Origin of the sequence: Comamonas sp. B-9 (assembly GCF_000410635.1) — a bacterium.
In the GTDB taxonomy this organism is placed as follows: Bacteria; Pseudomonadota; Gammaproteobacteria; order Burkholderiales; family Burkholderiaceae_C; genus Comamonas.
In genome coordinates this window covers 1-4,705 of the sequence record NZ_APCR01000221.1, presented here as the reverse complement: position 1 = coordinate 4,705, position 4,705 = coordinate 1, and the positions used below count along the sequence as shown (strand labels likewise).

General features: G+C 64.7%; 5 protein-coding genes. 4 read left to right on the top strand and 1 reads right to left on the bottom strand.

Annotated elements, in window-relative coordinates; translation table 11 throughout:
* The first annotated feature begins 180 nt into the window (after window positions 1-180).
* Window positions 181-975 (top strand): 3-deoxy-manno-octulosonate cytidylyltransferase, encoded by a 795-nt coding sequence (gene kdsB, locus H928_RS0101640; protein WP_021024926.1) that lies wholly within the window; start codon window positions 181-183, stop codon window positions 973-975.
* 235 nt (window positions 976-1,210) lie between these two features.
* Window positions 1,211-1,867: an adenylate kinase gene (gene adk / locus H928_RS0101635; protein ID WP_021024925.1), complete on the top strand. Its 657-nt coding sequence runs from the start codon at window positions 1,211-1,213 to the stop codon at window positions 1,865-1,867.
* Window positions 1,868-1,963: 96 nt separating this feature from the next.
* Here adk and H928_RS0101630 read toward each other — a convergent pair whose 3' ends face one another.
* Window positions 1,964-2,989, bottom strand: coding sequence for an asparaginase (locus tag H928_RS0101630; protein ID WP_043338231.1), 1,026 nt, complete (start codon window positions 2,987-2,989; stop codon window positions 1,964-1,966).
* A gap of 114 nt (window positions 2,990-3,103) precedes the next feature.
* On the opposite strand from H928_RS0101630, the gene lexA reads away from it, so the two are divergent.
* Together lexA and H928_RS0101620 are read left to right on the top strand one after the other, a co-directional pair.
* Complete coding sequence (lexA, locus tag H928_RS0101625; protein ID WP_021024923.1) at window positions 3,104-3,820, top strand: transcriptional repressor LexA; 717 nt, start codon at window positions 3,104-3,106, stop codon at window positions 3,818-3,820.
* Window positions 3,821-3,964: 144 nt separating this feature from the next.
* On the top strand, window positions 3,965-4,540 hold the full coding sequence (locus tag H928_RS0101620; RefSeq protein WP_148293003.1) for a hypothetical protein: 576 nt from the start codon (window positions 3,965-3,967) through the stop codon (window positions 4,538-4,540).
* Window positions 4,541-4,705: the final 165 nt, after the last annotated feature.

Below are 4,705 nucleotides of genomic sequence, written 5' to 3'. Positions count from 1 at the left end.
GGCGGCTGCCTGGGTAGGTGGCTTGCCGCTGTCGGGCCTGGTCGGCTGCGACTCGCTGGTTGCACCTTGTCGGCCACCTCGCCGGCCGCACCTCGCTGGCAGCACCTCGCCGGCCACACCTCGCCGGCCGCCCTCCTCGCTACAATTTACGTCAGCTTCACTCTCCTCTCCTTTAGCACCATGGCATCCGCTCCCGCGCCGTTTACTGTCTTGATTCCTTCGCGCATGGCCTCCTCGCGCCTGCCCAACAAGCCCTTGGTTGATATCGCCGGCCTGCCCATGGTGGTGCGCGTGGCCAGGCGCGCGCAAGAAAGCGCTGCCCAGCGCGTGGTGGTGGCAGCAGATGACGAGCGCATCATCGACGCCTGCAAAAAGCATGGCGTGCAAGCGGTGATGACCTCGCCCAAGCACCCCAGTGGCAGCGACCGCCTGGCCGAGGCCTGCAGCCTGCTGCAATTGGGTGGTGATGACATCGTGGTCAATGTGCAAGGCGACGAGCCCTTGATCGCGCCGGCGCTGATCGATGCGGTCGCGGCGCTGCTCAGCGAGCGGCCCGAGGCCAGCATGGGCACCGTCGCGCACCCGATTGCTGATCTGGAGTCGCTGCTCAGCCCCAATGTCGTCAAGGTGGTGCTCGATGCCCAGGGCCTGGCCAGCTATTTCAGCCGCGCGCCCATCCCCTGGGGGCGTGATTTTGTCAATGTCGCCTGGTGGAAGAACCCCGGCACCACCGGCACGCCCGGTTTTGCGCCGCTGCACCATATGGGCATCTACAGCTACCGCGCCCAGTTTCTGCATACCTTCCCCACGCTCAGCCAGGCCCCCACCGAGCAGATCGAGATGCTCGAGCAGCTGCGCGCGATCTGGCATGGCCACCGCATCGCTGTGCATGTGACGCGGCAGATCCCGGGCTCGGGCGTCGATACGCCTGAAGACCTGGTGCGCGTGCGCCAGCTGCTGGGCGCGGTGATGTAACCCACGTGCCTGCCCTGCACCGCAACGGCCACAGATGCAAGCACACCGTAAGCTAAAAGGCGCAGCATGCCTGTCTTGCGCAGCATGCCTGTCTTGCGCAGCCGAGACACGGTATTGGCGCCAGTTCGCTGACAATCCCCTGATGCGTGATATGCTCAAGCCCAGTTTTTTTGTGTAAAAGCGGGCTTTAGTGCCCGCTTTTGCCGTGCAAGTTTTTTATTCTCCAAGGACCGTCATGAAATTAATTCTTTTGGGAGCACCCGGCGCCGGCAAAGGTACGCAAGCTGCCTTCATCTGCCAAAAATACGGTATTCCCCAGATTTCCACCGGCGACATGCTGCGCGCCGCCGTGAAGGCTGGCACGCCGCTGGGCCTGCAAGCCAAGGCCGTGATGGACGCCGGCCAGTTGGTCAGTGACGATCTGATCATCAATCTGGTCAAGGAACGTATCGCCCAGGCCGACTGCGCCAATGGCTTCCTGTTTGACGGCTTCCCCCGCACCATTCCCCAGGCCGACGCGATGAAGGCCGCTGGCGTCAAGCTCGACTATGTGCTGGAAATCGATGTGCCGTTTGAAGCCATCATCGAGCGCATGAGCGGCCGCCGCAGCCACCCCGCGTCCGGCCGTACCTACCACGTCAAGTTCAACCCGCCAAAGACCGAAGGCCTGGACGATGTGACGGGCGAAGCCCTGGTGCAGCGCGAAGACGACAAGGAAGAAACCGTCAAGAAGCGCCTGGACGTCTACAGCAACCAGACCCGCCCCTTGGTGGACTACTACAGCAGCTGGGCCGCCCAAGACCCGGCCGCAGCCCCCAAATACCGCGCCATCAGCGGCATGGGCTCGGTCGAAGAGATCACGCAACGCGCCATTGCCGCGCTGCAGGCCTGATAAGTCGCTCGGACTTATCCGCACCGCCACTGTCTTGCGACAGTGGCTTTTTTATGCCTGTCCTTGTCATCATCAAGCAGGCCTTCGGTACCTGCGCTAACCCTTGGCTTTTGTCTGTGCCTGCAGTAGCGCCAGCTGCAAACTCACCCGGCATTTGTAGGGCGTCAAGGCCACCGCCAGGTCCTTTTCCAAATCGGCCGCCCCGGGCAACACCGCATCGCTGATCACGCCATCGCTGCAGCGGCTGCTGCGCCACACCGGCAAACCTTGTTGGCGTGCGCGCGCGATGGCCTCCAGCAGCACCTGATGCACGGTGCCATTGCCGGTGGTCGCCACCACCAGGCCGTCGATGCCCTGGGCCTGTAGCGCCTCCACCAGCCCCGGGCGCAGTCCCGCGTGGCTGGTGACGATCTCCACCCAGGGCCAGGGCTGGCTGGCCGGCACTGGCAAGGCGGCCAGCCACTGGCTGCCGCTGTAGCCGTCCGCTGTGCCTGGTGCCTGCGGGGCATAGCCCTGGCGCAGGCGCACGGTCACGCCATCTACCCAGCCCAAGGGGCCCTGCTCGCCCGAGGAAAAGGCCAGCAAGCGGTGCGGATGCACCTTTTGCAGCCAGCGCGCGCTGTGCAGCTCGCCGCCGCCCGTCACGGCCACCACCTCCCGCAGCAGAGGTTGGCCATCCGCATCCAGCGCCGCTGCGGCGGCCACGGCATCCTTGAGGTTTTGCGGGCCATCGGGCATCAAGGCATTGGCCGGGCGCATGGCGCAGGTCAGCACCACGGGCTTGGCCAGGCGTCCTAAAACGCAATGCAGGAACCAGGCAGTCTCTTCGAGCGTATCGGTTCCGTGGGTGATAACAACAGCGCGCACGGTCTCATCGCGCATGGCCGCATCGCAGCGCTTGAGCAGCGCATGCCAGACCTCGTCGTTCATGTCCTTGCTATCAATTTGCGCTATCTGCACCGCATCCAGCGGGCCTGCCGCAGCTGTCTCGATGCCGCTCACACCCGCCAGCAAGGCCGCAATGGACAGCTGGGCTGCGCGGTATTGGCCGGGTTTCTCGGCATCATCGGCCATGCCGGCAATGGTGCCGCCGGTGCCGATGATCAAAATTTTTGGCTGCAAGGCTTGCCTCCTGCAAAAAACTGGTTAAAAATACAGGTACTGGATTGATATACAGGTGTTGGGATGCACAGTGGCTTTGCTTCTGCCCGGCACCGCAGATCACACGGAGATCTTATGCGAGACCATCCCAAACTGACCGCGCGCCAACAAGAAATTCTGGACCTGATCCAGACCGCCATTTCGCGCACCGGCGCCCCGCCAACGCGCGCCGAGATTGCCAGCAAGCTGGGCTTCAAATCGGCCAATTCGGCAGAAGACCACCTCAAGGCACTGGCCCGCAAGGGCGTGATCGAGCTGGTCAGCGGCACCTCCCGGGGGATTCGCCTGCAAAGCGATACCGTGCGCTCCATCAATGCCGCTCGCGGCACGCGTTTCTCCTCACCGCTGGCAGGCGTGTCCAACGCCACCGCCGGCCTCGGCCGCGTGGTGCAAGAGCTCGCCCAGCTGGCCCTGCCGCTGATTGGCCGCGTCTCGGCCGGCTCGCCCATCCTGGCGCAAGAGCATGTCGACCAAACCTATACCGTGGAGGGCGGCCTGTTCCAGCAGCAGCCCGATTACCTGCTCAAGGTGCGCGGTATGTCGATGCGCGATGTTGGCATCATCGATGGCGATCTGCTGGCCGTCAAAGCCACGCGCGAGGCCCGCAACGGCCAGATCATTGTGGCGCGCCTGGGCGATGACGTCACCGTCAAGCGCCTGCAGCGCACCAAGGACGGCATTGAGTTGCTGGCCGAAAACCCGGATTACCTGCCCATCATCGTGCAGCCCGGCGAGCCCTTTGAGATCGAAGGCATTGCCGTGGGCCTGATCCGCAACACGATGCTGAACTAGGCCTAGCGGCCCTTCCGGCCACTTCGGCCCTCCCTTTTCTGCGCAACCCCAGGTAGCGGGCGTTGTGGGCTCTTGGCCCACAGCCCTGGGGGATGCGCTCGCCCTGCGCAATCCTGCTGTTACCCGTATACCAAGGAGTCTCCTATGCTTGTAGCAGATGCATTGCGCGCGCTTGCGCCCTTTTCCCTCGTCGCTGGCCTGCCCTGGTTCCAGTCCATCCAGCGTGCCATTGTGCGCAGCAACCGCCGCCGACCCGGCCATGGCGCCGCCAATGACGGCCAGCTCGCCGCCCAGGTGCACTGCTTTGCCACCGCGTCCTCTGCCGCTGTACAGCGTGGCGCCGCCCAGCAGCTGAGCTTGCTCGATGGCCAGGGCCTGAACATGTCCGGCGTGGACACGTCCGGCATGGAAAAGCCTCACGCAGACAGCCCTGCCGATGAGGCCCCCGCACAGCGCCCCATCGACCGCATCCGCCTGCCGCGCAAACCCGCTGCGCGCCGCCGCCTCTCGGTAGGCGTACAGTCCCACCCCCGCCCCTTCCTGTCGGTGCAGCGCTGCAGCGCCCAGGCCGCCAACGATGCCCCCATCAAGATGTACTGGGCCCAACCGGCCAGCCTGCACCGCCAAAAGGGTATGCGCTGGGCCATGTCGGGCAGCATGGCCGATATCTGTGCCGAGCTCGAACGCCTAGAACGGCTGGAACATCTGCACGCCGTCTAAGCCGGTGCCCAGGCGGGGGGCCAAGTCTCGCCGCCAGCATGCGTTGAACGCTGCAAACAGGGCCAGGCGAGCCAAGGGTTTGGGCATGGGGCTCGGTGTTCCCGACCCGTCACCATGCCGCAGGCAGCCCGATGTGCCAGTTGGTGCGGCCGGCTAGGTGCGGCC

Bases quoted from the DNA above. Each gene is read 5' to 3' on its own strand.
- kdsB (WP_021024926.1), top strand. From the start codon at position 181: ATGGCATCCGCTCCCGCGCCGTTTACTGTCTTGATTCCTTCGCGCATG.
- adk (WP_021024925.1), top strand. From the start codon at position 1,211: ATGAAATTAATTCTTTTGGGAGCACCCGGCGCCGGCAAAGGTACGCAA.
- lexA (WP_021024923.1), top strand. From the start codon at position 3,104: ATGCGAGACCATCCCAAACTGACCGCGCGCCAACAAGAAATTCTGGAC.
- H928_RS0101620 (WP_148293003.1), top strand. From the start codon at position 3,965: ATGCTTGTAGCAGATGCATTGCGCGCGCTTGCGCCCTTTTCCCTCGTC.